26 protein-coding genes are annotated in these 24,418 nt (G+C 66.9%); 9 read left to right on the top strand and 17 right to left on the bottom strand.

Annotated elements, in window-relative coordinates:
- Window positions 1-181: 181 nt before the first annotated feature.
- Together OG874_RS12190 and OG874_RS12185 are read left to right on the top strand one after the other, a co-directional pair.
- On the top strand, window positions 182-868 hold the full coding sequence (locus OG874_RS12190; RefSeq protein WP_330255234.1) for a TetR/AcrR family transcriptional regulator: 687 nt from the start codon (window positions 182-184) through the stop codon (window positions 866-868).
- 30 nt (window positions 869-898) lie between these two features.
- On the top strand, window positions 899-1,240 hold the full coding sequence (locus OG874_RS12185) for a hypothetical protein (protein WP_442943333.1): 342 nt from the start codon (window positions 899-901) through the stop codon (window positions 1,238-1,240).
- 335 nt (window positions 1,241-1,575) lie between these two features.
- On the opposite strand, the gene OG874_RS12180 is transcribed toward OG874_RS12185, so the two are convergent.
- On the bottom strand, window positions 1,576-1,881 hold the full coding sequence (locus OG874_RS12180; RefSeq protein ID WP_330255233.1) for a hypothetical protein: 306 nt from the start codon (window positions 1,879-1,881) through the stop codon (window positions 1,576-1,578).
- A gap of 336 nt (window positions 1,882-2,217) precedes the next feature.
- Between OG874_RS12180 and OG874_RS12175 the strand changes: the two genes are divergently transcribed.
- Complete coding sequence (locus OG874_RS12175; RefSeq protein ID WP_330255232.1) at window positions 2,218-2,724, top strand: DoxX family protein; 507 nt, start codon at window positions 2,218-2,220, stop codon at window positions 2,722-2,724.
- A gap of 111 nt (window positions 2,725-2,835) precedes the next feature.
- Here the strand turns inward: OG874_RS12175 and OG874_RS12170 are convergent, their stop codons facing one another.
- Together OG874_RS12170 and OG874_RS12165 are read right to left on the bottom strand one after the other, a co-directional pair.
- Entirely contained in the window at window positions 2,836-3,339 is a 504-nt protein-coding gene (locus OG874_RS12170) for an alcohol dehydrogenase catalytic domain-containing protein (RefSeq protein ID WP_442943332.1), read from the bottom strand.
- 37 nt (window positions 3,340-3,376) lie between these two features.
- Window positions 3,377-4,828, bottom strand: a complete 1,452-nt coding sequence (locus OG874_RS12165) for an MFS transporter (RefSeq protein WP_330255231.1) — start codon at window positions 4,826-4,828, stop codon at window positions 3,377-3,379.
- 157 nt (window positions 4,829-4,985) lie between these two features.
- Between OG874_RS12165 and OG874_RS12160 the strand changes: the two genes are divergently transcribed.
- A complete protein-coding gene (locus OG874_RS12160) occupies window positions 4,986-5,459 on the top strand; it encodes a MarR family winged helix-turn-helix transcriptional regulator (protein WP_330255230.1) in 474 nt (157 codons plus the stop codon).
- A 28-nt stretch (window positions 5,460-5,487) separates the two neighbouring features.
- Here OG874_RS12160 and OG874_RS12155 read toward each other — a convergent pair whose 3' ends face one another.
- The 4 genes from OG874_RS12155 to OG874_RS12140 are packed head-to-tail and all read right to left on the bottom strand — an operon-like array spanning window position 5,488 to window position 7,878.
- A complete protein-coding gene (locus OG874_RS12155; protein ID WP_330255229.1) occupies window positions 5,488-5,676 on the bottom strand; it encodes a ferredoxin in 189 nt (62 codons plus the stop codon).
- Window positions 5,673-6,512, bottom strand: a complete 840-nt coding sequence (locus OG874_RS12150; protein ID WP_330255228.1) for an NAD(P)-dependent oxidoreductase — start codon at window positions 6,510-6,512, stop codon at window positions 5,673-5,675. The genes OG874_RS12155 and OG874_RS12150 overlap by 4 nt, the downstream gene beginning before the upstream one ends.
- Window positions 6,509-6,736 (bottom strand): hypothetical protein, encoded by a 228-nt coding sequence (locus OG874_RS12145; protein ID WP_330255227.1) that lies wholly within the window; start codon window positions 6,734-6,736, stop codon window positions 6,509-6,511. Before OG874_RS12145 ends, OG874_RS12150 begins: the two co-directional genes overlap by 4 nt.
- Window positions 6,733-7,878 (bottom strand): amidohydrolase family protein, encoded by a 1,146-nt coding sequence (locus OG874_RS12140; RefSeq protein ID WP_330255226.1) that lies wholly within the window; start codon window positions 7,876-7,878, stop codon window positions 6,733-6,735. The genes OG874_RS12145 and OG874_RS12140 overlap by 4 nt, the downstream gene beginning before the upstream one ends.
- A gap of 305 nt (window positions 7,879-8,183) precedes the next feature.
- Between OG874_RS12140 and OG874_RS12135 the strand changes: the two genes are divergently transcribed.
- On the top strand, window positions 8,184-9,047 hold the full coding sequence (locus OG874_RS12135; RefSeq protein ID WP_330255225.1) for a mycofactocin-coupled SDR family oxidoreductase: 864 nt from the start codon (window positions 8,184-8,186) through the stop codon (window positions 9,045-9,047).
- A 375-nt stretch (window positions 9,048-9,422) separates the two neighbouring features.
- Here OG874_RS12135 and OG874_RS12130 read toward each other — a convergent pair whose 3' ends face one another.
- Genes OG874_RS12130 through OG874_RS12110 form a run of 5 tightly spaced genes read right to left on the bottom strand, consistent with a single transcriptional unit; the run spans window position 9,423 to window position 13,879 of the window.
- A complete protein-coding gene (locus OG874_RS12130; protein WP_330255224.1) occupies window positions 9,423-9,689 on the bottom strand; it encodes a hypothetical protein in 267 nt (88 codons plus the stop codon).
- A 60-nt stretch (window positions 9,690-9,749) separates the two neighbouring features.
- The gene (locus OG874_RS12125) at window positions 9,750-10,730 is read right to left on the bottom strand and encodes an NADPH:quinone oxidoreductase family protein (RefSeq protein ID WP_330255223.1); all 981 of its coding nucleotides are present in this window, start codon (window positions 10,728-10,730) and stop codon (window positions 9,750-9,752) included.
- On the bottom strand, window positions 10,727-11,953 hold the full coding sequence (locus OG874_RS12120; protein ID WP_330255222.1) for an acyl-CoA dehydrogenase family protein: 1,227 nt from the start codon (window positions 11,951-11,953) through the stop codon (window positions 10,727-10,729). Before OG874_RS12120 ends, OG874_RS12125 begins: the two co-directional genes overlap by 4 nt.
- Window positions 11,953-12,720, bottom strand: a complete 768-nt coding sequence (locus OG874_RS12115; RefSeq protein ID WP_330255221.1) for an SDR family NAD(P)-dependent oxidoreductase — start codon at window positions 12,718-12,720, stop codon at window positions 11,953-11,955. The genes OG874_RS12120 and OG874_RS12115 overlap by 1 nt, the downstream gene beginning before the upstream one ends.
- A gap of 10 nt (window positions 12,721-12,730) precedes the next feature.
- On the bottom strand, window positions 12,731-13,879 hold the full coding sequence (locus OG874_RS12110; RefSeq protein WP_330255220.1) for an acyl-CoA dehydrogenase family protein: 1,149 nt from the start codon (window positions 13,877-13,879) through the stop codon (window positions 12,731-12,733).
- A 228-nt stretch (window positions 13,880-14,107) separates the two neighbouring features.
- Here OG874_RS12110 and OG874_RS12105 point away from each other — a divergent pair, with 228 nt between their 5' ends.
- The 3 genes from OG874_RS12105 to OG874_RS12095 all read left to right on the top strand — a co-directional run bounded on the left by OG874_RS12105 (window position 14,108) and on the right by OG874_RS12095 (window position 17,383).
- Complete coding sequence (locus OG874_RS12105; RefSeq protein ID WP_330255219.1) at window positions 14,108-14,872, top strand: crotonase/enoyl-CoA hydratase family protein; 765 nt, start codon at window positions 14,108-14,110, stop codon at window positions 14,870-14,872.
- Between the two features lie 143 nt (window positions 14,873-15,015).
- Window positions 15,016-16,176, top strand: coding sequence for a CaiB/BaiF CoA transferase family protein (locus OG874_RS12100; RefSeq protein ID WP_442943331.1), 1,161 nt, complete (start codon window positions 15,016-15,018; stop codon window positions 16,174-16,176).
- A 61-nt stretch (window positions 16,177-16,237) separates the two neighbouring features.
- Entirely contained in the window at window positions 16,238-17,383 is a 1,146-nt protein-coding gene (locus OG874_RS12095) for a thiolase family protein (protein WP_330255217.1), read from the top strand.
- Here OG874_RS12095 and OG874_RS12090 read toward each other — a convergent pair.
- The 3 genes from OG874_RS12090 to OG874_RS12080 all read right to left on the bottom strand — a co-directional run bounded on the left by OG874_RS12090 (window position 17,364) and on the right by OG874_RS12080 (window position 19,382).
- Window positions 17,364-17,591 carry a hypothetical protein gene (locus tag OG874_RS12090; RefSeq protein WP_330255216.1) on the bottom strand — a complete coding sequence of 76 codons (228 nt, stop codon included), beginning with the start codon at window positions 17,589-17,591 and terminating at the stop codon, window positions 17,364-17,366. The genes OG874_RS12095 and OG874_RS12090 overlap by 20 nt on opposite strands.
- A 121-nt stretch (window positions 17,592-17,712) precedes the next feature.
- Complete coding sequence (locus tag OG874_RS12085; RefSeq protein ID WP_442943330.1) at window positions 17,713-17,835, bottom strand: hypothetical protein; 123 nt, start codon at window positions 17,833-17,835, stop codon at window positions 17,713-17,715.
- 347 nt (window positions 17,836-18,182) lie between these two features.
- Window positions 18,183-19,382 carry an acyl-CoA dehydrogenase family protein gene (locus OG874_RS12080; protein ID WP_330255215.1) on the bottom strand — a complete coding sequence of 400 codons (1,200 nt, stop codon included), beginning with the start codon at window positions 19,380-19,382 and terminating at the stop codon, window positions 18,183-18,185.
- A 311-nt stretch (window positions 19,383-19,693) separates the two neighbouring features.
- Between OG874_RS12080 and OG874_RS12075 the strand changes: the two genes are divergently transcribed.
- Window positions 19,694-21,193 (top strand): FadR/GntR family transcriptional regulator, encoded by a 1,500-nt coding sequence (locus tag OG874_RS12075; protein ID WP_330255214.1) that lies wholly within the window; start codon window positions 19,694-19,696, stop codon window positions 21,191-21,193.
- A gap of 60 nt (window positions 21,194-21,253) precedes the next feature.
- Here the strand turns inward: OG874_RS12075 and OG874_RS12070 are convergent, their stop codons facing one another.
- Window positions 21,254-22,531 carry an FAS1-like dehydratase domain-containing protein gene (locus OG874_RS12070; protein WP_330255213.1) on the bottom strand — a complete coding sequence of 426 codons (1,278 nt, stop codon included), beginning with the start codon at window positions 22,529-22,531 and terminating at the stop codon, window positions 21,254-21,256.
- Window positions 22,532-22,598: 67 nt separating this feature from the next.
- Window positions 22,599-24,095, bottom strand: a complete 1,497-nt coding sequence (locus OG874_RS12065) for a class I adenylate-forming enzyme family protein (protein WP_330255212.1) — start codon at window positions 24,093-24,095, stop codon at window positions 22,599-22,601.
- Window positions 24,096-24,418 lie beyond the last annotated feature (323 nt).

The following is a 24,418-nucleotide window of genomic DNA, read 5'->3' as shown; positions in this document are numbered from 1 at the left end:
GCGTCGAATCGGCCGGCGGGCCTGCGCCAACCGAGCGTCGTGTAGATATTTTCAGTGCAGTAACTTTCGAGCACCGCCGGTCGATGAGACCCGAGCCGCCGCGCGCCTGCTGACGGCGCGGCTGGTCATTAACAGTATCCTCATAATCGGTGCCACTCGCGGACACCGATAGGAGCTGCACATGACCGATCTCGCTGACCACATGTCCGAGCACGGGCCCACATCCGACCGGATGATGGCCCGCGCGCATACGGCCAGATTGGTCCGTGCGGCGCGAAGCCACCAGGTAATCGTGAGCGCCAGCGAGATTTTCGCGGCACGCGGCTACCACGGGACCAGTATGGATGAGATCTCGCGGCAATCAGGTCTCAGCAAACCGAGTCTGTACCAGTACTTTCCGAGCAAACTGGAGCTGTATCTGGCTGTGCTGCAACAGCATCTGGACAGACTGGTGTCCACTGTCCAGGACGCCTTGCATTTGACGACCGACAATCACGGGCGACTGTCGGCGGCGGTGCACGCCTATTTCGACTTCATCGACAATGATGCCGACGGGTTCCGTCTCATCTTCGAGTCGGATGTGCCGACCGAGCCGTCCGTGCAGTGGCGGATAGGGCAGGCCAACGCGGCCTGCGTCGGCGCCGTGCACGATCTGCTCATCCGAGACTCCGGCCTGGGCCCGGAGCGCGCCTGGGCCCTGGCGGTCGGACTTGTCGGCGCCAGCCAGTTCACCGCGCGCTACTGGCTGAACGCCGACCGTCCCTTACCGAAAGAACAGGCCGTCGAAACCACCGTCTCCCTCTGCTGGGGCGGTCTGTCGCATCTGCCGCTGCGGGCGGTTTCCCGCTCACCGGGAAGACGCGATTGAAACAGTTACGGGTCGAATTACGTTGTGCCGGTGTTCAGAGCACGGCTGGGGGTTCGCACGCGGATTCTGGCGATCGCGCTCATCCGAGCCTGTGTCTGCTCGTGGTCGGCGCGGCTACAGCCACGCGCATGCCGCTCCTTCGCCGCCGTCGACTTCTTCGAACGCCGCGCACTACCCTTCAACGTCGCCGTCAACTGCTTCGACAACGCACCCATCTACACCATCGACGAAGTCCGCCACGCCCTCGACCTCGACCCCCACATCCCCGTCCTACTCTGCGACGCCCGCGACCGCACCTCCACCAAAGAAGTCCTACTCAACCTCGTACAACACCTCATCGAACAGGCCGGACAGCCGCGAGTCGCCACGTGAGTCGCAGGGCTTATGTCACCTGATCACGGGCGATGTGCGGTGTCGTACCACCGGTGCGGAGTCGACCAATCCCAGTGGTCCGCGGTGAGCGGCTCACCTGGCTTGTTACGCGTCCACTCGACATAGCTCCAGTGCGAACCACCCACGCACGCACCGTAAATGAGCAGCCCACGAATCAGGTGTCGCCACAACGCACGGATCGCATTGTGGCGCGGGATTCGCTTGTGTCGCAGCATCGCGACCTCCAGTGTCAGCGGGCGTCAGCCCAGTTCAGTAATTGTGATAGCACATCAGCGGCGCATTCGGTGCGGAATCGCTGCTGATCCGGGCCGCGGTCATAGGACAGTGTGATCCCGATCATCTGTCGATGTCGGCCGTCTCCCACTCACCGGAAGAGGCACGGGATGCCGAGGCGCATAACCTCTCTGCGGCACATGGCGCGCCAATTCCGTGGCGTCGTCGTGCCTGCCCGCCCGCGCCGACTGATCGGCCAGAATCTCCACCTGCAGTCTGGCCAACTGCGAAATCGACTGACTCAGCATGCGGGCCAGGCGCAGTGAATCGGGTTCGTCCAGCGCGCCGTCGTCGACATAGCCGGTCATCAGCCGCAGCATCTCCACATCGGAGGCGGTGAACTCCACGGCGCTCGCATCGACCGGTGGATAGCCGAGCGCGCGCCAATATCGTCGCGGTGCAGCGGCACCCCGGCGGCGGCAGCGGCGGCCCCGGCGGTGTAAGTCCGCGGTTCCCCGAAGACCGATGGGACCGACACCACGTCGCCAAGGCCCTCGCTCGGTGCGGTCATGACGACCTCGCCTTTCTACGGTGGACGCAACATATCATCGCGCGCCACTCCCGCATGGATACGTGCCTGCCACCGAACGCCGACCAGGGCCACAAGCTTGCGTCCCGCCGCTTAAGAGTATACTTTTCTCTTTCGATGAGGCCGCTCCGTTGCGGCCGTGGAGGTGAACAGTATGGATGTCGCCGATCTCGCCCTGGCACTGATCCGACTCGTCATAGGCGCGACCATGATCGCCCACGGCACCAACCACTGGTTCGGCGGCGGCCGCATCCCCGGCACCGCCCGCTGGTTCACCGGCCTCGGACTACGCAACGGCACACTCCACGCCTGGCTCAGCGTCATCACCGAAATCAGCGCAGGCACACTACTGATCCTCGGACTCCTCACCCCACTGGCCTGCGCAGCCGTCATCTCCGTCATGCTCGTCGCCGGACTACTCGCCCACCGCCCCAACGGATTCTTCGTCTTCAAAGAAGGCTACGAATACGTCCTCGTCCTCGCCGCCACCACACTCGCCCTCGCCGCCCTCGGACCCGGACGACTCTCCCTCGACCACGCCACCGACATCACCATCCACGGCTGGACCGGCGCCGCAATCGCCCTCGGCGTCGCCGCCGTATCAACCACCGGACTGCTCGCACTCTACTGGCGACCACAGCCCAAAGAGCCTGCGGCGTAGGCATATTCGTTGCGCTGTCGCGAGCAGCGGAGCACGTCACCATGCTGCCTGCGTGGCCGTGCCGCCCCACACGGCACGGCCACGCTGGACCGAGGTTGTGGCACGAATGCCCTAGTCGAAGGTGACGACTACTTTTTCGGCTGCGCCTGGGGTGAGGGTGAGGTCGAAGGCGTGTTCGATGTCGGTGAAGGGGATGCGGTGGCTGATGAGTTGGCCGAATCGGTCGGCGTGTTGAGCGTTCTCGATGAGCAGGTATTCGGTCATCGCGCCCCATTCGCCACCGCAGCCGATGATCCCCGACGGCGCGTCCTGCGGGTTGACCACCACATGATCACCGACCGCCAGTCCGGTTACGTCGGCGCCGACGGCGACGACTTCACCGGCGGGTTCGTGCCCGAGCACGACCGCCACCAGCTGATCCGGGGACGCGGCGGCGGCGCGTGCCACCGGGTTGGCCGCCATCGCGGGTATGCCACCCATATTGATGAAGGTCACGTCGGTGCCGCAGATCCCACACGCCCGGATCCGCACCAGCGCATCCCCGGGCCCGGGCACCGGCCGCTCGATTTCGACCACCTCGACCTTGCCGACGGCACCGGTCCGAACCGATTTCATCGTCGCCATCCTCAGCCTCGCCTTCTCCCGAGGAACGTCAGACACGCTCTGCCACAGGCTCTGCCACGGGCTCTGCCACGTCGACCGACTGCTCTGCGGAGAGGGCTCGCCGCACCGGGATGGTAGCCGCGATCACCGCCGCGACCAGCGCGACAGCACAGCCGATCAACAGACTCGTACGGAACCCGTTCTCGGTCGGGATGGCGTGCCCGCCCACGCTCATGCTCATCTGCGCCAGCACAACACCGATCACCGCCGCCGAGATCGAGGTCCCCACCGACCGCATCAACGTGTTGAAACTATTGGCCGACGCCGTCTCCGACAGCGGCACCGCACCCATGATCAGTGTGGGCATCGCGCCATAGGCCAACGCGACACCACCGTTGACGACACACAGCGCGATCAGCAGACCCCACGTCGTCCCCATCAACACCGTCGTCGCGCCGTAACCCAGCGCGATCACCAACGCACCCGCGATCAGGGTGACCTTCGGACCACGCACCGCCGAGAGCCGAGCACCCACCGGCGAGAGCAGCATCATCATCAAACCCGCCGGAGCCATCCACAACCCCATCTGCAACATCGACTGCCCCAGGCCATATCCGGTCGACCTCGGCGCCTGCAGCAACTGCGGCACCGTCAGCATCGCCGCATACATCGCCACACCCACAACCATCGACGCGACATTCGTCAGCAACACCGGAGGCCGCGCCGTCACCCGCAGATCCACCAACGGATCAACAATCCGCAACTCCCACCAACCCCACACCAGCAGCAACACCACCGCCGCCGCGAACAACCCCACAATCGTGCCACTACCCCAACCCCACGCCGCACCCTTGGACACCCCCAGCAGCAAACACACCAACCCCGCACCCAACCCGAACGCACCAACAACATCGAAACCACCCGACGCCTTGACCGGCGAATCCGGCACCACCACCCAGATCGCCACCGCGATCAACCCACACAACACCGCGGTCCCCCAGAACAACACCCGCCAATTCGAATACTCCGCCACCGCCGAGGACACCGGCAACCCCAACGCCGCCCCGATCCCCAACGACGCACTCAACAACGCCACCGCCGAACCCAACCGCCGCGCCGGCAACACATCACGCATCAAACTGATCCCGATCGGCACGATCCCCACACCCATACCCTGCAAACCACGACCGACGATCATCGGCAACACCGACGACGACACCGCACACACCACCGACCCCACCATCAACGGCACCGTCGACAACAACAACACCCGCCGCTTGCCATACAAATCACCCAACCGCCCCGCCACCGGCGTCGCCACCGACGCCACCAGCAACGTCACCGTCACCACCCACGACGCATTCGACGGCGTCGTATGCAACAACTGCGGAAACTGCGCGATCAACGGAATCACCACCGTCTGCATGACCGCCGCGATAATCCCCGCGAACGCCAACACCCCCACGACCTGCCCCGCCTTCGCGGAATCCGACTTCTCCACACCGACCTCCTAGCCCTCACAAGATCCGATATGCATAATGCAATTAGATTGCAGTATGCACACAGAATGCACGGTGCACAAAATGTGTGTGATGCATTTCTCTTGGAGATCGGCACCGAACGGCGCTGTGACGCCGCCGGGGCGACGGAAGGACAACATGGACAAGCCAACAGACCAGATCGAATTCGAGTCCATGCTGTTGGGCCGTCACACGCTGCACGCGCACTACACGCGCGAGTCCGACCTGCTGGACCGCAGCGCGTACCTGCTGCTCAGCCGGCTCAGCATCGAAGGCCCGATGTCCATCGGACAGCTGTGCGACGCCTTCGGCCTGAACTGCTCGACACTCAACCGGCAGACCAGCGCGCTGCGGCGCGCAGGGTTCGTCGAACGCATTCTCGACCCCGACGGCGGCCTGGCCCGCAAATTCCGGATCACCGCGAAGGGCAGACACGCATTCGACACCGATCGAGCGGTCAGGGTCAGCGGCCTCGACGATGTCGTGCGCGATTGGTCACCCGAGGATCTCGTCGCTTTCGCGGGCTATCTGCGCCGCCTCAATCACGAAATCGAGCACCGCCGGGGCCAGATCTGGCCCCGGCCCGAGTCCGAGGCCATCATGATCCGCTGATCCGCGAAAACTGTTCCCGGCGTGGGTATCACTCGAAGGTGATGGCCCGCTCCGGACACGCCAGCACACCTTCACGGGCATCATCCTCGTGACCCGCCGGAACCTCACCGGCGTAGGGCAGGGCGTAACCGCTGTCATCGAGTTCGAACATCTCCGGAGCCGCGGCCGCACACCGTGCGTGTCCGGAACACTTCGTCGTGTCAATGGTGATCTTCATCGGACAGCTCCATTCTCGAGGGTGGTGGTATCGGCGAGATCCATCGGCCCGCCATGGGCGACGGCCAGCAATGCCGACAGGTCCAGGCCCATTTCGGCCGCCATTTCCTGGCACGCCGCGAGGTCTTTGCGCAGAAACGGCGTGACGGTGGCGGTATAGCGATCGGGCCCGCCGAGGGCGGCGATATGCCGACCCGCGTTGCTCCCGCCGCCGCTGACCGAGAGGGCCTCGAGCAGCGCGCTATCGTCGATCCCCAGGGCGCGGCCCGCCTCCAGACCTCGCAATGTCACCTGCCCGATCGTGGCGAACAGCAGGTTGTTGAGCAGCTTCACCAGCATCCCCGAACCGCGCGCGCCCGTAGTGATGATGTGCTCGGCATAGGCGCCGACGACTTGACGCGCCGTGGCCACCTGCTCGGGCTCACCGCCCAGATAGATGACAAGGCGTCCGGCGCGGGCCGCATCCGCGGTTCCGCTGAATGCGCCGTCCACTACCGCGGCCTTGCCTGTGGGCGAGAACTGGTCCAGGCGGCTCAGCGTCGCGGGTGTGCCCGTGGTGTGCGACAGGAGTACCGTGCGCTCGCCCATCGCGCCGACGACCTCGGGCAGCACCGCTAACACCTGGGCGTCACTGAAGAGGCAGTTGACGACGACATCGACATCGGCGATATCGCGGACCGCTGGGACGAGTTGCGCACCGGCGGCCGAGAGCCGGTCACCGACCTCGGCCCGCCGGGTATACAGGCGAACCCGGTGCCCGGCCGCCAGCAAACGTTCCACCATTGGCTCGCCGACCCGCCCGGCGCCGACGAATCCGATCGTTGCGAGAGTACTCACGGCTTCTTCGTCGCCCCCGCGTCGATCAGATCCTCCGCCGCCGAGCGCAGAGCGCGCAGCCGCGTCTCGTGGAATTCGCGGGCGGCCTGGTCGGCGTCACCGAATGCGGCCAGGCGTGCCTCGGTCTCGGTGATCTCCTGCTGGAGCCGGCCGTATGCCTCCTCGCGGGTCAGCAGGTCCAGGTCGGTCCAGTCCGACCGCTCGGACTCCGGACGGCTGCTCATGCGGGAAAGTTGTAGAGTCGGCGGGTGTTGAGCTCCACGATCTTGTGGACCTCGTCGTCGGGCACCTCGGCCAGCACCTCCGCCGCGTAGGCAGCGCTCTTGGGCCAGTACGAGTCGGAGTGCGGGTAGTCACACTCCCAGGTGATCTTGTCGACGCCGATGTGGTGACGCACCTCGACGCCGAACCGGTCATCGATGAAGCAGCCGTGGAAATGCTTGTGGAACAACTCCGAGGGCCGCACGTCCTGGTTGACGTTCTGGTAGAACCGGTGCCGCTCCCAGGTGCCGTCCATCCGCTCCAGCAGATACGGCATCCAGCCGATCCCGCCCTCGGACAAACCCACCTTGAGCTTGGGGTGCTTGTGCAACACCGGCGAGAACAGCAGATCGGCGGTGGCGAACATCGAGTTGCACCCGAACAGCGAGATCGTCACCGCGAACGGCGCATCGTCCGAGGTCTTCGGCGGCTTGCCCGAGGTACCGAAGTGCAGGCACAGCGGCATATCGGTTTCTTCGGCAGCGGAGAAGACCGGATCCCAGTCGGCGCTGTAGTACGACGGCAGCCCGAGCGGCGCCGGGTTCTCCGGGAACGAGATCGCCTTCGCACCCTTGGCCGCGGTCCGGTGGATCTCGGCGACACTGGCCGGCACGTCCCACAGCGGCAGGATGATCAGCGGAATGAGCCGGTCGGGCGCCGCCGCGCACCATTCATCGAGGACGAAGTCGTTCCACGCCTGTACGCACAGCAGGGCGAGTTCGCGGTCCTGCCCCTCCAGGAAGATCGTGCCCGCGAAGCGCGGGAACGACGGGAAGCACAACGCGCCCCACACACCGTCGAGGTCCATATCGCGCAACCGGGCCTTCGGGTCGTAGCAACCCGGAATCATCTCGTCGTAGCGCGTCGGCTCCATGCCGAATTCCTCGGGCTTCTTACCTGCCACGGCGTTCAGGCCGATGTAGGGATAGATCCGGCCTTCGTAGCTCCACACCTCCGCCGGAAGTTGGCTGCCTTCGCGTGGCTGCTCCACGATGCGCGGACCCGCCTCCCGGTACTTCGCCGGCAACCGGTCCAACCACAGCCGCGGGGGCTCGATCAGGTGGTCATCGGTCGACAGCAACTTCATCCATGGCTGTAATGGCATCGCCGCGCTCCCTCGTCATGATCTCGGCGCCCCGGTCGAACGGCACCGGAACGCGCTGCTGCAGCACCCGCAACGCACGGGGCGCTTCAGTCGCGAACCCAGCTGTGCGCTGGCACACAAAACACTATCTCACTCACAAGATTGTGTACACCTGATTCCGTCCCACACAGCGGGAAATCAGCTCAGATACCTGGCATCAACGCTACTTTACGATTATTAGGGCTACCCTTTTATACAGCTGGCTCACTGGGTTCGGATCTATCGGATGCGGTGACCACCAACGAGTCGACGGAAGGAGACCCACGATGGGTCGAGTGCAGGACAAGGTCGTCTTCATTACCGGGGCAGCGCGCGGACAGGGTCGCGCACATGCGCTGCGCCTCGCCGAAGAGGGCGCCGACATCATCGCCGTCGACATCTGCGCGGATATCGCCACCAATGCCTATCCGCTGGCCAGTCGGCAGGACCTCGACGAAACCGTGCGCCTGGTCGAGAAGCTCGGCCGCCGCATCGTCGCCCGGCAAGCCGACGTGCGCGATCCAGCGGCACTGAAGGCCGCCGTGGCCGAGGGCGTCGCCGAACTCGGCCGGCTCGACGCCGTGGTCGCCCAGGCCGGCATCGCCCCGCTCGGACCCCAGCAGGGCATCCAGGCCTTCATCGACGCCATCACCGTCGATTTCAACGGCGTCGTGCACGCGGTCGAGGCCGCACTCCCGTACCTGCCCGACGGCGGCTCGATCGTCGCGACCGGATCCATCGCCGCACTGATCCCGGCCAGCGTCGACAACCCGGCCAATGGACCCGGCGGTCTGGGTTACTCCTTCGCCAAGCGCAGTGTCGCCGCCTTCATCCATGACCTCGCGACAGTCCTCAACTCCCGGCGGATCCGGGTCAATGCCGTCCACCCGACGAACGTCAACACCGACATGCTCAACAGCGGCATCATGTACCGCTCGTTCCGGCCCGACCTCGAGAACCCGACCCGCGAGGATGCGCTGGAATCCTTCCCCGCGACCACCGGATTCGGTAACCCGTACGTCGAACCGGAGGACGTCGCCGACACCGTGCTGTTCCTCGTCTCCGATGAATCCCGCTACGTCACCGGCATGCAGATGCGTGTCGACGCCGGCGGCTACGTCAAGAAGCGCCCCCAGCTGCCGACATTCTGACCGCAACGTATCGTCGTCGACGGTGACGCGCACAGTGCGATCGTGGGTTCGGCCGACGCCCTGGCGAAATTCCTTGGTGCCCGACAGATACGAACCGTAGAACGCGAGACGAGCGTCGAATATCGTGTCCAGCGTGGACAATTCGTCCTTCGATGCGACATAGACCGGCGGCGGCCCCAATTCGGCGAACAGCACCGCGAAACACCGGCCCACGGTGGGCGAGTCCGCGTTGGCGAGGTGGATGACCTCGGCCGCCACACCGTCCAGCGACAGGGCGACGGCCTGACCGACGACCCGATCCACCGGAACGAAGTATTTCGCTAGTTGAACGCGAATTCGATTCGGATACGGTGATTTACGCCTGATAGGACAGTATTAGGGCCAGCCGAGATCGGGTGCGCGTCCGGTCAAGCCGTACAGACACTGCGCGCCAAGGGTTTTCGCCGCATCGATAGCAGCGTAGATCTGCTGGGGATCGCCGGCGGACGCACTGCCGAGCGCACCCGAGAGTGCGTCGACCCGCACCCCACTCCGTCGGCACACTTCGGCGACGATGTCAGCGCCCTCGGCTTGTACCCGGCGGGCGGGAATGGACGTGCGAAACGCGCCCAAACCCGCCACCGCACCGATCGACGCCGCCACCGATATCGATGGAAAACACAAGGCGCTAATGGCGACTCGGGGGTGCAACGGCAACCGAGCTCACCCCGCCCGCATGTCGAGAACGACCTTTCCGGTGGTGCGGCGTTCGGCCACGGCGGTCAGCGCGGCCGCGACGTCGTCCAGGGCATGGACGTCAGAGACGAGCGGGCGCATCCCTTCCCGGACCAACTGGGCGAGTGCGCGGTCACCGGCTGCCACCACCTCCGGCACGTACTGACGCAACATCCGTATCTCGAATCCTCGGACGATCGCCTCCTTCAGTAGTACGAGGTTGAGCGGGATGCGTGGAATCTTTCCGTCCGCGTAGCCCACCGTGACGAACCGGCCACCCCGCCGTACCGCACGCAGCGCGGCCTCCGAGTAGTCGCCGCCCACCGGATCGATGATGAGGTGGACGCCCTCGCCGCCGGTCAGCTCGCGGATCCGGGTCTTCAAATCCTCACGGACATAGTCGATCCCGCCTTCGGCACCGAGCTTCTGCGCCACGACCAGGCGGTCCGGGCTGGAGGCGGCCGCGATGACCCGCATCCCCAATCGCGTCGCGACGTCGACTGTGGCCGTGCCGACCCCACCCGCGGCGCCGAGCACCGCCACCCACTCCCCCGCGCTGCCCTGTCCGATGGTGACCAGTGCGTGGTATGCCGTGGCGTAGGTGACATGGAACGCGGCGGCGTGGATCATGTCGAGACCGTCGGGAATCTCGCGCAGCGCGGTGACGGGCACCACGACCTGCTCGGCGAACGCACCGGCGAGCACCGCACCGGCCACGGCCGAGCCGACCGGCGGGCCCGTCACCCCGGGGCCGAGTGCGGCGATGACACCGGCGAACTCACTGCCCGGGGTGAACGGCAGCGGCGCCGAAACCTGATATTGGTTCGCCGCGATCAGCACGTCCGGGAAGTTGACCGCCGCGGCGTGCACGCGGACCAGCACTTCGCCGGGACCGGGTTCGGGGTCGTCGAGCTCGACGACCGAAAGTCCGCTCGGCGGACCATATTCCGTACAGCGTGCGGCCTTCACCGCGACCTCCTCACATCCGGCATCGCCGGGTCACGCGGCAGGCCGAGTACCTGCTCGGCAATCGTGTTGCGCTGAATTTCCGCGGTGCCCGCCCCGATAGTCGAGGCCCGAGTGCGCAGGAATCCCCATACCCAGCGGCCACGCTGGACGGCGTGCGGATCGCGCCGACCGAGGATGCCGTAGCAGCCGAGCAGATCGAGGGCGAACTCGTGCAGGTCCTGTTCGAAGGTCACGATGAACAACCGCGATGTCGACGACGCGGGCCCCGGCTCACCCTTGGCCATGATGTCGGCGATCGTCCGCATACCGGTCAGGCGCATGATCCACACCCGCATTTCGAAATCCGCGAGCCGATCGCGCACCAGCGGATCCGCGGTCGCCCCGCGCTCGTGCGCCAATTCGATCAGCTCGTCGAGCACGCGCCGGTACAGCGCGGCCTGATTCATCGCCCCGGCCGCGCGCTCGTGGCCCAGGCTCGTACGCACCAGCGGCCAGCCGCCGTTCTCCGCGCCGATCCGGTTGGCGACCGGCACCCGCACATCGTTGAAGAAGATCTCGCAGAAGTGCGCGTCCCCGGTCAGATCGCGCAGCGGCCGCACGGTCACGCCAGGGGCGTGCACGTCGATCAGCAGATAACTGATCCCGTCCTGCCGTGATCCGGGCGGACCGGTGCGGACCAGGGTGAAGATGATGTCGGCGATATCGGCCGCGCTGTTCCACACCTTCTGCCCGTTGACGATGTACTCGGCGTTCGGGGAGTCGGGATCGCCACCCTCGCGTCGCGCCGAGGTGCGCAACGCCGGGAGATCCGATCCCGCGCCCGGCTCGGAATACCCTTGGGCCCACACCATGTCGCCGCGCAGCATCGGACGCAGAAACCGCTGCTTCTGCTCGGCCGTGCCGTATTTGATGATCGTCGGCGCGGCGATGCCGAGTCCGGTGCCCAGCGGTCGCGGCACCCTGGCCTTCGCGTACTCCTCCTGATAGATCACCTGACGGGCGAAGCTCAGCTCCATCCCGCCGAATTCGCGCGGCCAGCTCGGACCGGCGTACCCGGCATCGAAAAGCGTGGCGAGCCATGCCTTTTGCCAAGCCAGTCGCTCCGTCGGGTCCTTGGGTCCGCGGCCGGGATGGTGCTCGCTCAGAAAGGCGCGCAGGCTCGCCCGGAACTGCTCATCGGTCTCGACCGGATCGTCGCGGCGCTCGCGCAAGGTCGTCACCATCAGCGCGGGGCCATGCGGATGGAGCCGTCGAGACGGATGGTCTGGCCGTTGAGGTAGGGGTTCTCCAGCATCTCGACCGCGAGGCGGCCGAAATCGTCGGGGTCGCCGAGCCGCTTGGGATGCGGGACGGTGGCGGCCAGCCCCTCCCGGATATCGGCACGCAGTCGGCCGAGCATGGGGGTGTCCATGATGCCCGGCGCGATGGTGTTGACCCGGATCTGCCAGCTGGCCAGATCCCGGGCAGCGACGAGGGTCATACCGTGCACCCCGGCCTTTGCCGCGGTGTAGGAGGTCTGCCCGATCTGGCCATCGAAGGCGGCCACGGAAGCGGTCAGGACGATGGCGCCGCGGTCGCCGTCGACAATCTCGTTGTCCGCGAGGCGGGCCGCGGCCAAGCGCAATACGTTGTAGGTTCCGACCAGATTGACCCGGATGACCTCGGCGAAGGTCGCCAGGTCTGCTGGCTTGCGCTCCTTGTCCAGGATGCGAGTGCGGTCGCCGCCGCGTCCGGCGCAGTGCACGACGAAACGCAGCGGACCCTGCTGCTGGGCGGCATCGAGGGCGGCATCCAGCGCGGCTTCGTCGGTGATATCCGCACGGACAAACCGAGCGGCGTCACCGAGGTCGGCGACGGCTTTGGCGCCCTGCTCCTCGGAGATGTCGGCGAGCACGACGCGGCCGCCGCGGTCGATGATCCGACGCGCGGTGGCCAGGCCGAGCCCGGAGGCGCCACCGGTGACCAGCGCCGCGGAACCGTCGATCTGCATGTGTAACTCCTTACAAGCCAAGGGATTTACTGATGATGGTCTTCATGACCTCGCTGGTGCCACCGTAAATGCGCGAAACGCGCGCGTCGGCGTACAGCCGGGCGATCGGGTATTCGAGGATGTAGCCGTAGCCGCCGTGCAGCTGCACGCACCGGTCGACCACCCGGCCCTGCATCTCGGTGCTGAACAGCTTGGTCTTGGCCGCGTCCGCGACGCTCAGCTCGCCCGCGACCCGGGCCGAGATCGCCGCATCGAGCAGCGCCTGGGCCGCCTCGAGTTCGGCGGCCATCGCCGCGAGTTCGAATTTGGTGTTCTGGAAGTTCGCGACCGGCTGGCCGAATACCTTCCGATCGCGGACATAGGCGATCGTCATATCGATCGCGGCGCGGGACTGGGCGACCGCGCCGACCGCGATGGCCAGCCGCTCCTGCGCCAGATTGCGCCCGAGGTGGGTGAAGGCCGCGCCCTCCTCGCCGAGCACATTGGCGACGGGCACCCGGACATCGGCGAAGGACAGCTCGACGGTGTCCTGGACGGTCAGCCCGAGTTTGTCGAGTTTACGGCCGACGCTGAACCCGGGCATCCCCTTCTCGACCACGATCAGCGACAGACCGGCGCGCCGGTTGTCCGGCTCCGCGGCCGTGCGGGCCACCACGATCACCAGATCGGCGTGATAGCCGCCGGTGATGAAGGTCTTGGCACCGTTCACCACGAAGTGGTCGCCGTCGCGGACCGCCGTCGTCTTGATACCGGCCAGATCCGAACCGGTCCCAGGTTCGGTCATCGCGATCGCGGTATAGAGCCGGCCGTCGGCCAGTCCTGGAAACCAGCGGGCCCGCTGCGCCTCGTTGGCCAACCCGAGGAAGTACGGGACGACCACATCCAGGTGCGTGCGCAGGCCGCCCAGCGTCACGCCCGCCCGCGCGGTCTCCTCCTGGATGACCACGTTGTAGCGGTAGTCATCCTGACCGCCGCCGCCGTATTCCTCCGGGATGGACGTGCCGATGATGCCGAGCTTGCCCAGCGCGGTGAACAGCTCGCGGGGCACCAGACCGGCCGTGCGCCAGCGCTCGTACTCCGGAACCACCTCACGCGCGAGGAAGTCACGGACCAGGAGGCGAAAGTCCTCGTGATCCTGTGTGAACAGCGTCCGGCGCATCGGTTCTCCTTCTCGCGGCGAGCACGTCACCGCGGGCGTCTGGCGGCCATCGACAGTCGGAACCACGTTTCATCGTATTCAGCTCACGACGGATTCAGTATACGCATTCAACCTAGATGGAGGCGAACCTGTGGTGAAATCAGCACTGGCAATTGTATCGACGGCCTGATTAAGTGTCCTATAAAGCCGCTATCGAGTCGGCGCCGGAGCCGATACGAAGGAGAAGACATGTCGGACGTGGTGCGCGTCGAGCGTCGTGGCGCGATCCAGATCATCACGATCAATCGCCCCGAGGTGAAGAACGCGCTCGATGCCGAGGTGGCCGCCGGTGTGGCCGCCGCCGTCGACGAGCTCGATGCGTCGGATGAGCTGTGGGTCGGCGTGCTCACCGGCGCGGGCGGGACATTCTCCGCCGGAATGGATTTGAAGGCGTTCCTGCGTGGCGAGAGCCCGGCGATCGAGGGCCGCGGCCTGTGCGGGATCGCGATGACACCGCCGCGCAAACCGTTGATCGGCGCGGCCGAAGGCTGGGCGCTGGCGGGCGGATTCGAGCTGCTGCTGGCCTGCGACCTGGTCGTCGCGGCGCGCACGGCCCGCTTCGGGGTGCCGGAGGTGAAGCGATCGCTGGTCGCTCGCGCGGGTGCGGCACTGACGCTGCCGCGGCGGGTACCGTTCGCGATCGCGCTCGAATTGTTGCTGACCGGTGAATCGATCAGCGCCGAGCGGGCCGCCGAAATCGGGCTGATCAATCGGCTCACCGACGAAGGCGGCGCATTGGCGGGCGCGCTGGAACTCGCCGAGACGATCGCGAAGAACGGCCCGCTCGCCGTCGCGGCGACCAAGCAGATCGCCCGCTCCAGCGCGGACTGGACCCTCGAGCAGGGCTGGGAGAACCAGGCCGAGATCACCGCGCCGGTATTCGCCTCGGCCGACGCCACCGAAGGCGCCACCGCCTTCGCCGAGAAGCGGGCGCCCGTATGGAAGGGGCGCTGACCGCGCCGAGCCGAGCATCACTAAAAAGTATCATTTATCACTATCAATGTTACTGGCAGGTTGGTTTTCACATTGCATATCCTCAATTCGAATGAGCGGCATCGTCGCGGGAGCAGCGCCTGCGGACGATCAGGAGACCAATGATGGTTACCGGACCTCTTGCCGGTGTGCGGGTGGTCGAACTCGGCGGCATCGGCCCGGGTCCGTTCGCCGGAATGTGCCTAGCCGACCTCGGCGCCGAGGTCGTGCGGGTGGATCGACCGGACCGCCTGGACGAGATCGGCGCGGGCGGGCCGACGGATGTGACCAACCGCGGCAAACGGTCGGTGGTACTCGACCTGAAGCACCCGTCCGCACCCGCCGCCCTGCTCGAGCTGGTCGCACGCGCCGATGTACTGATCGAAGGATTTCGGCCGGGTGTGACCGAGCGACTCGGCATCGGACCGCATGAATGCCTGGCGCGCAATCCCCGGCTGGTCTACGGCCGGATGACCGGATGGGGTCAGGATGGGCCACTGGCCGCCGCGGCCGGACACGACATCACCTATATCGCGCTCACCGGTGCGCTGCACGCGATGGGAACCGCGGGCGGACCGCCGCAGATTCCGCTCAATCTCGTCGGCGATTTCGGCGGCGGCGGTTGCTATCTCGTGATCGGTGTGCTCGCGGCGCTGCATGCGGCCGCACGAACCGGGCAGGGGCAGATCGTCGACGCGTCCATCGTCGACGGCACCGCGCACCTGCTCGCGAGCACCTTCGCCAAACTCGCGCGCGGCGCGTGGACCGATGAGCGCGGGGTCAACCAACTCGACGGCGGTTGGCCGTTCTATGCCGTGTACGAGACCAAGGACGGCAAACACGTGGCGGTCGGTGCCCTAGAGGCGAAGTTCTATCGGCGACTGATCGACCTGCTCGGGCTCGACGTCGACCCGGAACAGCAGCACGACCGCTCGACCTGGCCGCAGCTGCGGCGCGAGCTGGCCGAGCGGTTCGCCCAACACACCCGAGACGAATGGGCGACGCTGTTCGAAGGGACCGACGCCTGCGTCGCGCCGGTGCTCGGGCTCACCGAGGCGGCCGCACACGCGCACGTGGCCGCGCGTGGGAGTGTGGTCACCCGGGACGGAGTCGTGCAACCGGCTGCGGCACCACGGTTTTCGGCAACGCCGTCGCGGCCGGGCGCCACCGCTGCGGCCGTCGGCGCGGACACCCGCGCGGTGTTCACGGAGTGGGGCGTCGAGGGTATCGACGAGCTACTCGCCAGCGGCGCCGCCGTGCCGGCGCGGACATCGTCGACGCGATAACACAACATCAGGACGGTCGCCCGTGGGCCGCCCCGGAGTACTCAGCGAGAGGGAACCAACCATGAGAGAAGCCGTCATTGTCGACGCCGTGCGCACGCCGCTCGGTAAGCGCAACGGCTCGCTGTCGGAGGTGCACGCCGCCGACCTGTCCGCACACGTGCTCACCGCACTCGCGAAGCGCACCGGTATCGACCCCGGCACCGTCGACGACGTGGTCTGGGGCTGTGTGACCCAGATCGGTGACCAGTCGAGCAATATCGGCCGATTCGCGGTGCTCGCGGCCGGATGGCCCGAGCACGTCCCGGGGGTGACGATCAACCGGGCCTGCGGTTCCAGCCAGCAGGCGGTCGACTCCGCCGCACATGCCGTCATGGCGGGGCAGTACGACCTGGTGGTCGCCGGGGGTGTGGAGACGATGAGCCGGGTCCCCCTCGGTTCGCATCGGACCACCGGCATGCCCTACGGGCCCGGAGTTCTGGCGCGCTACAACGGGTTCGAGTTCAACCAGGGCATCGGCGCCGAGCTGATCGCCGAGCGGTGGGGTTTCAGTCGTGAGCAGCTCGACGACTTCGCCGCCGGTTCCCATACGAAGGCCGCGGCGGCGATCGACGCAGGCGTCTTCGACGACCACATCGTGCCGATCGAGGTGAACGGCACGAGCTTCAGCGTGGACGAGGGACTGCGGCGCGGCACCTCCGTCGAGAAGCTCGCCGGACTGAAGCCGTCCTTCAAACCCGATGGCGTGATCCACGCCGGGAACTCGTCGCAGATCTCCGACGGTGCGGGCGCACTGCTCATCACGACCCCGGAGCGAGCCCGCGAACTCGGCCTCACCCCGATCGCGCGCTACCACTCCGGAGCGGTGAGCGGCGCGGACCCGATCGTGATGCTCACCGGTCCGATTCCGGCGACGCAGAAGGCGCTGCGCAAGGCCGGGCTCACCATCGACGATATCGGGGTGTTCGAGGTCAACGAGGCGTTCGCACCGGTCCCGCTGGCCTGGCTGGCCGAAACCGGCGCGAATGCGAAGCGGCTCAACCCGCTGGGCGGTGCGATCGCGGTCGGGCATCCGCTCGGCGGTTCCGGCGCCATTCTCATGACACGGATGATCGCCCAGATGCGGCGGCAGAACCTGCAGTACGGGCTGCAGACCATGTGCGAGGGCGGTGGCACCGCGAACGCGACCATCATCGAACTGCTGAGCTGACGTTCTTCCACACCCCCGCGAGGCGACCGACTTCATCGCGGATGGCACGACGATCGCCCTGGACGGCGCGCTCCCCCTCAACCCGCACGGCGGCCAGCTCTCGGCCGGTCGCCTGCACGGCTACGGGTTCGTCCGCGAGGCCATGCCGTAACTGCACGGCGAGGCTCATAGACGACAGGTCGAGGGCGTGTTCTACATCGTCGGCCAACTCCGCCGGAGGGCGGTGTCCTAGATCAGCTCACTGGTCGCACTGCCGCGCCCAGGCTCGGTCATGGTCCGAGCTGTCAGCCCGCGGCGTCCGAAACTGAGCCCTGTCCGCGGTGTGCGCCTCAAAGATTGAGCGCCACTCCGCGTTTCACGGTGAAGCTCGGTAGATCCGCGAACGAGACGGATATCTCGTAGGTGCGGTCGTAGCCGGTGGAACTGATCCGCCAGCCGTCGACGGCGCGCACGCCCGCACACGCTTTCGATTGGTGGTGGTGTGGACCCAGAACTTACCGTCCGACCACACGAACGAGTGCGGCATACCGACGGGCCAACCGTCCTTGTTGGTCCAACAGACGGTGCACTCGTTCTGCGATTCGAACAGTCGCTCGCGGTCATCGTCGGATAGCTTGAAGGCCGACAAATCCTCGAGATTGTCGATCCTCTTTTCCATCCCGACACCGTTACGTCGGACACGCGCGGCGCTGATCTCGTGATTCCACTCAATGAGAACGTCATAAATCATTCGATGAGAGCGCAATGATCAGGTGGAATGTCACCGGCCGCCGCGTGGCCTTTCGGCACGTGGCCGCGGCTAGCGGGAGTCCCGCGGCAGGCCGAGGCCGCGCTCGGCGACCTGCGTCCGCAGGATCTCGTTGGCGCCACCGGCGATCGTGTAGGCACGCGAGTACAGGTGCGCGTCCTGCCACCAGCCGTCGGCCACCGCATCCGGATCGCCCTCCACGAGCAGGCCATCCGTGCCCTGCAATCGCATGCCGAAGGCGACCAGGTCGTGGTTCAGCTCGCTGAAGAAGATCTTGCCGAGCGCGGCGTCGGCGGGCTGCTCGGTATGGTGCAGCATCCGCGACTGGGCGAGCTTGATCATCGCGGCGTTCACATGCGCCCGGGTGGCGAGTTCACCGATCTCCTGGCGGGTCGCGGAATCCTCGAGCGCAGGCCGGCCGCCGACCGACGTGCTCGTGGCGAGCCGCAGCAGGTCGTCGAGGGCGGCGAACAACTCCACGCCGCGCGCGGCCACCCCGGAGCGCTCGTGCCCGAGGCTGCTCATCGCCACCCGCCAGCCGTCGTTCACCTCTCCGATCACATTCGCGACCGGAATTCGGACGCCGTCGAGGAAGACCTCGTTGAAGTCGGTGGTTCCGGTGATCTCACGCAGCGGCCGCACATCGACGCCGGGGCTGCGCATATCCACCGCGAATGCGGTGATGCCCTTGTGTTTCGGGGCGTCGCGGTCGGTGCGCGCGAGCAGGTAGCCCATATCGGCGTGCTGGCCGTTGGTGGTCCAGACCTTCTGGCCGTCCACGACGAATACCGCATCCGCGCCGTCGCCCTCACACCGCGCCCGCGTCTGCAGTGCGGCCAGATCGCTGCCCGCGCCGGGCTCGCTGAACAACTGGCACCACACGTCCGCGCAGCTGCGGATGCGGGGCAGCAGACGCGCCCGTTGCGCGTCGGTGCCGAACTCGATCAGCGCGGCCGAGGCGAGCGCGGCCGCGCCGATGGGTTGCCAGGTACGCGCGCGGGTGATCTCCTCGGCGACGATGAACGATTCGAGGGGATGCGCGTCGGGACGGCCGCCGTACTCGGCCGGCCAGTTGATGCCGAGGAAGCCCGCGTCGTACAACTTGGCGGTCCACTCCCGGATCGCGGGCATCAGTTCGGGCTCGGGTGCGCGCACACCGGCGTGCGACTTGATGCCGGGCGCGTGCTCGGCGACGAACGCTCGCACCCGCTTGCGAAATTCCTCGAGCTCCGGTGTGGACTCCAGCCGCATCGCCAACTACTCCTCGCCACACTCCCCCGTGATGGGGTTACTCTAACCTTGCCGCCGATTGGGTTGCGAGCAGTGATTCCACACAACCGCCAAGTCGACCCATAAAAGAGTATACTTACTTTCGGCAGCCGGGTTTGACGGGCTGCGGGACGCCATGGCCCGTCCAGATGGCGTTAGCCAGCAAAACCCGGTCCGGTGACGGCCCGGCAAACAGTGAACCGAACGCCGTCTTCAGGCATGTTGTGCCCGTCCTTACCTGGACGGCCGACTAGACTGAGGATCCCAAAACACCCGTCCTGAGGAGTTGGCACATGGCGACCGCCGTCGACATCGCGCCCGACGACAGCGAGCGAGCATCCGACTTCGCCGCGGTCGATACCGACGCCCCGGTCGGCAAGCTGGCCGCGCAGATCGCGCACCGCATCGAGGCGGCCGTGATGCGCCGTGGCTGGCCGGTCGGTGAGTCACTCGGATCCGAGGTGGATCTGCGCGAGGGCTTCGGGGTGAGCCGTGCGGTGCTGCGCGAGGCGGTCCGACTGGTCGAACATCACCAGGTCGCCAGGATGCGGCGCGGCCCCAACGGTGGCCTGTTCGTCTGCGCCCCCGACGCCGGTCCGGCCACCCGGGCGATCGTGATCTATCTCGAGTACGTCGGCACGAGCGTCACGGATCTGCTGCAGGCCCGCCTGCTACTCGAGCCGATCGCCGCGGGCCTCGCCGCGGATCGGATCAGCGAGGAGGGCATCGATACCCTGCGCGCCCACCTCGACTACGAACTCGCCAACCAGGACGACCCCGAGGTCCAGTCCCAGGACCCGCTGCATCCGGTGCTCGGCAAGCTGTCCGGAAATCCGGTACTGCACCTGTTCATCGACGTGCTCACCCGCCTCACCGCGCGCTATGCGAACACCTCACGCCGGCTCTCCAAGGTCGAGGTGCTGACCGCGAAGAACGCGTCCCGAGAGGCGCATCGGGCCATCGTCGACGCCGTGATCGACGGCGACGGCGCACGGGCCCAGACCGAATTGACCGCCCACCTGGAGTCGGTGGCCGCGTGGATCGAGAAGCATCAGGTTCGGCGCGGGCCGCGAATCGCCGGCAATGTGATCGAACCCGAACTGGTCGAGGGCCCACGAGCCAAACTCGCCGAGGTGGTGGCCGCCCGAATCCACGATGACATCGCCGCGCGCGGCTGGCAGGTCGGCATGGTGCTCGGTTCGGAGGCCGACCTGCTCGCGCGCTACCAGATCAGCCGGGCCGTCTTGCGCGAGGCCGTGCGGCTGCTGGAATACCACTCGATCGCCTGGATGCGCCGCGGTCCGGGCGGCGGGCTGATCGTCGCCGAACCCGAACCACAGGCCAGCGTCGACACGATGGCGCTGTTCCTCGAGTATCAGGGCGTCACGGCCGAAGATATGCGGATCGTCCGCAATGCCATCGAGCTCGGCATCGTCGCCCAGGTCGCCGCCCGCCGCGTCGAGGGCGACGGCGAGGTGGCCGAACGACTCGCCACGGCCGTCCGGTGGCCCACCGACGGCCCCGCCGACGATCCGCGCAAGGCCGATCTGTTCCATTCCGAGCTGGCCGAGCTGGCCGGCAATCCGGTGCTGTCGCTGTTTCTGGCCATCCTCACCGAACTGTTCCGGCGGCACGCGGCCGCCAACGACGAGACACTGCCCGGCGACAAGGCGGCCGAGGAGGTCGAGCACGTGCACCAGCGCATCCTCGACGCCATCCTGCAGGGTGATGCCGGCATCGCCCGGCACCGGATGCGGCGTCACCTGGACGCGCTCGCTCCTTGGTGGCACTGATTCGCAGACCGGGACATCGCCCGCACAGGTTGCGAGCAACGCCCCGGTCGCCGGGCGGAATCAGTCGGCGACGCTGAACCGGGCCAGCTCGTGCGCCACCATGCGGTCCAGGTCGGGGGCGGGTGGCGTCGGCAGTTCGACGGCGCGGTCCCTGGTCGGCAGGAGTACGACAGCGGTGCCCGGGGTGGTGACCTCGCCGCGCTGGTTCTCGCAGCGCACCTCGAGGTGTATTTCGTTGCGCCCGTCCACCTTCCGCTTGTCGACGACCGTGCCGCGTACCCAGGTGGTATCGCCGATGTAGTTGAACTTGCGGTGCTCGCAGCGCAGCTTCCACAGCCAGCCGTCGTCGCCGATCCAGTCGGTGAGCAGATGGCACAGCCAGGTCTCGCGCATGCCGCCGTAGTCATAGGAGTTCGGCAGGCCGAGTTCCTGTGCCCGCGCGGGCTCCCAGTGCAGGCGCTGCACGGTATCCGGGATGTTCAGACCGTTGGGCGGGTAGAGCCCCGGCGCCTTGCGCCGGATATTCGCCGCGATCTTGAACGCTCCGGGCGGGGTGAGCTGCATGCCCCAGCCCAGATGCCACACGACCACGTCCGTGGTGGTCAGCGGACCCTTCACCCGCGGCTGTAGCTCCTCGCCGAGCTCGACATCCTCCCAATACCTCGGCTCGGCGGCACGCCTGGTCTCGGCCGCGTACGACGCGTCGATCTCGGCGAGTTGCTCAGGCGAATAGGGCTGCTGCTCGAGCTTCTCCTTGGCCCGCTTCTGCGAGGTGTGCCGTTCGGCGTTGATCCACGTACCCCGCCGGACGGCATGCATCTCGCCGCGCCCATTGGTGTAGAGGTAGTCCTGGGTGACGTGCGCCGTGCGCCCACCGAAGCTGCTGCGCTTGGGCTGCACACCGACCTGGGTCTGCAAAACCCGGCAACGGTCACCGAGCCGCAACGGCTGCCACCACTCGTATTCCATCACCGCCTGATAGGAACCCAGGCCCGCGAAGGGATCGCCCTTCAGCAGCGTCTTGGTCTCGGGGTCCGGCTTCGGCGCGGCGTCCTCCCCCATGGTGTATAGGAAGGTCGGCGGCGCGAGCAACGAGCCCCAGCGGGTCCGGGCCGCGTACACAGGATCGCAGTACAGCGGGTTGTCGTCACCGTAGCCATAGGCGAAGTGCCGCACCGCATCCCAGGTCACCTCGTAGTTGTGCGGCGGGTTGCGCTGCGGATTGGGAATGCCGAGCCGACGGCGCGACCGCTCGATAGCCTCATCGGTCAGGACGCCGAACCGTTCGGCCGGCCGGTCCCCCGCACTCTCGGTGCTGGTCGTATCAGTGCTCGTCATCGCAGATCCTCCTCGATCGCTGTGCGGTATCCGTTGGATTCGCCCCTGCCACCGCCGGCTTGACCACTCATGCCGGGGTGCGTTCGGCGAGCCGGGCACGCACGAGGTCGAGCAATTCGACCCGGCTCACCTTGCTCGACGGGGTCCGCGGCAGCTCGTCGAGCACGACGATGTGCGCGGGCACCTCGTACGGCATGAGCTGCGCACGGCAGAGGGTGATGAGTTCGGCGACGGCGGGCGGGGTATGGCCTGGTTGGACTTCGATCGCGGCCACCGGCACCGCGCCGAGCCGCGGATCCGGCAGTCCGACCACGGCCGCCTCCCGGACGGCCGCATGCATCTCCAGCGCGCGCTTGACCGTCTCCGGCTGCACCTTGAAGCCGCCGCGGATGATCGCATCGTCGGCACGTCCCTGGATCCAGACGAAGCCGTCGGCATCGATCCTGGCCAGGTCGCTGGTGCGGACCCATATCGCACTGCCCTGCGCGGCCTGGGCGGTGCGCACCTCGAGCAGACCCGTTTCCCCGATCGGCAGCTCCGTGCTGTCCTCGCCGGTCACCCGCAACTCGACGCCAACGAATGCGCGCCCGGAGCTACCCGCCTTACGGTCCCACCACTTCTCGTGCATCGGCAGCGTCCACCCGACGACGGCGCCGGCGAATTCGGTTGCGCCATAGGTCATCAGCACCGGAATGCCGTATTTGCGGAAGAACGCGTCGGCGAGTTCCGGCGGGCAGGGCGCGGTGCCGGAGGTGACCACCTGCAAACTCGCCAGCCGCTGCTTCGGCACGTCGGCATCGAGCACAGTGCGCAACGCCGCGGGTACCAGGCTCGCGGCCCGCAGCTGGTGCCGCTCTACCGCGCGCACCCAGGGTTCGAGGACGAATTTGGGCATCAGGATCATCCGCCGCCCGGTGGCCAAGCAGGACAGTGCCCGCCACAGGCCGCCGATATGCACCAGCGGCGCGGATACCAGCGACGCCGATCGTGATAGCAGCCGATCGTTCTTCGGCGTCTGGCCGCTGGAGAACAGCGCCTGGTCCAGCTGCTCGACCCGCAGGTGCACCCGCTTGGGCGGGCCGGTGGTGCCGGAGGTCAGCATCTCGACGGCGACGCCGGGATTGGTCGCCGCCGCGGCCGGTACCGTCCCACCGGTGGAGCGCACCGCGCCGTCGGTGGCGAGCTCGAGGGCGAGACCGTGCGCGGTGACGGCCGCGAGCACGCCGTCCCGCGCGAGCACCCCGGCACCGGCGAGAACAACGGGTAGCCCGCAGCCGGTGATATCGGCCGCGAGTCGCACGGCGGGCTGCAGCGGGCTGAGCATCACCACGCAGCGCCCGGAGGCGATCACCGCGGCGACCACCGCGACGTGCTCGGGCCGGTTCTCCAGCACGACACCGACGCGGGCGTCGACGCCCGCGTCCGCGCCGGCGAGCGCGTCGATGACAGCCCGCGCGGTCTCCTGAACTTGTCCCCAGGTCCACCAGAGCTCATCGTGCTCGATCGCCTCGGCATCGGCGGGCGCCTCGGCCAACAGCCGGGACAGGCGGTCTCGAATTCCCACGTGATCAGCCCTTCGGAAGGCCGAGCACCTGCTCGGCGCGGAGGTTCTTCGGTGACCCGATGCGTGCCGAAGCCCGCACGATCACTGCATTCCTTATAAAGTACACTGAATTAGATTCTGAACCAGCCGTGTCATCAATGATCAGGAGGCGAGATCGGTCACACCGACGGCTTCCATCGCGTTGAAATCGCCTGATCCTGGGAAAACTGATTGTCTAGCCGGGTGCGCAATGCCAACGGGCGGCAACAGCCATTTGGTTATACCCAATTTTAGGACACTTATCTAAGTAGACGAAAGGGCCGGTGCGCCCAGTCTGCGCGCCG

Origin of the sequence: Nocardia sp. NBC_00565 (assembly GCF_036345915.1) — a bacterium.
In the GTDB taxonomy this organism is placed as follows: domain Bacteria; phylum Actinomycetota; class Actinomycetes; order Mycobacteriales; family Mycobacteriaceae; genus Nocardia.
This window is presented reverse-complemented; position numbering and strand designations above follow the sequence as displayed.

Excerpts from the sequence above, each read along its gene's own strand:
- OG874_RS12095 (WP_330255217.1), top strand. The coding sequence starts at position 16,238 with ATGAGAGAAGCCGTCATTGTCGACGCCGTGCGCACGCCGCTCGGTAAG.
- OG874_RS12160 (WP_330255230.1), top strand. The coding sequence starts at position 4,986 with ATGGACAAGCCAACAGACCAGATCGAATTCGAGTCCATGCTGTTGGGC.
- OG874_RS12145 (WP_330255227.1), bottom strand. The coding sequence starts at position 6,736 with ATGAGCAGCCGTCCGGAGTCCGAGCGGTCGGACTGGACCGACCTGGAC.
- OG874_RS12080 (WP_330255215.1), bottom strand. The coding sequence starts at position 19,382 with ATGCGGCTGGAGTCCACACCGGAGCTCGAGGAATTTCGCAAGCGGGTG.
- OG874_RS12140 (WP_330255226.1), bottom strand. The coding sequence starts at position 7,878 with ATGCCATTACAGCCATGGATGAAGTTGCTGTCGACCGATGACCACCTG.
- OG874_RS12110 (WP_330255220.1), bottom strand. The coding sequence starts at position 13,879 with ATGCGCCGGACGCTGTTCACACAGGATCACGAGGACTTTCGCCTCCTG.
- OG874_RS12135 (WP_330255225.1), top strand. The coding sequence starts at position 8,184 with ATGGGTCGAGTGCAGGACAAGGTCGTCTTCATTACCGGGGCAGCGCGC.
- OG874_RS12105 (WP_330255219.1), top strand. The coding sequence starts at position 14,108 with ATGTCGGACGTGGTGCGCGTCGAGCGTCGTGGCGCGATCCAGATCATC.
- OG874_RS12120 (WP_330255222.1), bottom strand. The coding sequence starts at position 11,953 with ATGGTGACGACCTTGCGCGAGCGCCGCGACGATCCGGTCGAGACCGAT.
- OG874_RS12070 (WP_330255213.1), bottom strand. The coding sequence starts at position 22,531 with ATGACGAGCACTGATACGACCAGCACCGAGAGTGCGGGGGACCGGCCG.
- OG874_RS12155 (WP_330255229.1), bottom strand. The coding sequence starts at position 5,676 with ATGAAGATCACCATTGACACGACGAAGTGTTCCGGACACGCACGGTGT.
- OG874_RS12075 (WP_330255214.1), top strand. The coding sequence starts at position 19,694 with ATGGCGACCGCCGTCGACATCGCGCCCGACGACAGCGAGCGAGCATCC.
- OG874_RS12175 (WP_330255232.1), top strand. The coding sequence starts at position 2,218 with ATGGATGTCGCCGATCTCGCCCTGGCACTGATCCGACTCGTCATAGGC.
- OG874_RS12170 (WP_442943332.1), bottom strand. The coding sequence starts at position 3,339 with ATGAAATCGGTTCGGACCGGTGCCGTCGGCAAGGTCGAGGTGGTCGAA.
- OG874_RS12190 (WP_330255234.1), top strand. The coding sequence starts at position 182 with ATGACCGATCTCGCTGACCACATGTCCGAGCACGGGCCCACATCCGAC.
- OG874_RS12100 (WP_442943331.1), top strand. The coding sequence starts at position 15,016 with ATGGTTACCGGACCTCTTGCCGGTGTGCGGGTGGTCGAACTCGGCGGC.
- OG874_RS12115 (WP_330255221.1), bottom strand. The coding sequence starts at position 12,720 with ATGCAGATCGACGGTTCCGCGGCGCTGGTCACCGGTGGCGCCTCCGGG.